Origin of the sequence: Bradyrhizobium sp. th-b2 (assembly GCF_000426785.1) — a bacterium.
Taxonomy (GTDB): domain Bacteria; phylum Pseudomonadota; class Alphaproteobacteria; order Rhizobiales; family Xanthobacteraceae; genus Bradyrhizobium; species Bradyrhizobium septentrionale.
Genome location: NZ_AUGA01000271.1, coordinates 1 through 1,075, shown reverse-complemented (window position 1 = coordinate 1,075; position 1,075 = coordinate 1). Strand labels below are relative to the sequence as shown.

Annotated in this window: 1 protein-coding gene; it reads left to right on the top strand. The window is 61.1% G+C overall.

The window, feature by feature from the left end:
* Nucleotides 1-216 (top strand): hypothetical protein (locus K359_RS64175; RefSeq protein WP_210164131.1); only part of this gene is annotated, 216 nt, incomplete at its 5' end.
* Between the last annotated feature and the right edge of the window lie 859 nt (nt 217-1,075).

Genomic DNA, 1,075 nt, shown 5'->3' with positions numbered 1-1,075 from the left:
ATAGGCGGCAGCCATCACATCGTAATCGATCGCTTCACTACCGTTTCCTTGAACGGCGATTTAAAATGCGAGGACTTTTGCTTCCTCATTCGCGCCCAGAGGCTCGATGGACTGCTCCGCATTGGTGATCGGCCCCCTTCAGTCGGGCTCCTCGGTCACGGCGATCCTTGCCACGTGCGCGTAAACGCCAACTCGGCGTCGTTCTCGATCATATGATCGAGCAACGTCTTCATGTCACTTTGATCGGAAGCCGACTGAAACGGCCCAGGCTGACGCTCGATCGCAGCACCGCGATCGCGAACGCTTTTTCACCAGATGCAGATCGCGTCCTGTGAACGCCGCCACGCCGGCCTCCTTAACCGTACATCGATTCACAATCCATTCTAGCCGATCAGCCATACCGCACCGTAACGGCAACGATGTTCCGGCTGAGAGCCGCGCAGCCCTGACAACCTGACTCCTGTCTGGCGGGCACCGCCCCCCTGCCCTTGGCGCTGATCCTTGATCCGGCGCAGGCCTGACGCCAGCAACCCGCAAAGGGGTCGGCTTACGCGGAAGCGTGCCGCCGCTTTGTCTTCGCCTGCGCGGTGATTGCGGCCCACGCCCGGACACGTCGGGCGCCTGTCGCGCGGGGATGAGCCCCGCCTCAGAACAGATGGCGATAGCTTCACCACCTGGCAGACAGTTTTCGCGGTCGTCGGCGCCATCGCCGTCAGCATATCGCCTTCGTTCGCTTAACCAGTATAGCCGCACCTAGAGCAGCCAAAGAGCGCTTGGCGAGGGGCTGACATCGGCACGTCCATTGGGATGCACCCGGAGCGGGCATTTAGAATGCCCGCCCTTATCATCGAACCTGGGCTCCGATCGACCAGCGCCGAGGCGCGGCCCGTCATCGTCGGGTGAGCGGGTTAGGGCGCTATCGCCGATCGAACCTCTGAGACGTGCCGTCTTCGGCTCAGAGGCCGATTAAGTTGATGATTGCCAGCTAGTGTCCTGAACCAGAAGTTCGCGACATCGGGTCGTGTTTTGCCGGGGCATTGTACCGGCAGAAGCGTTCGATGGAAGCAAGGATGTC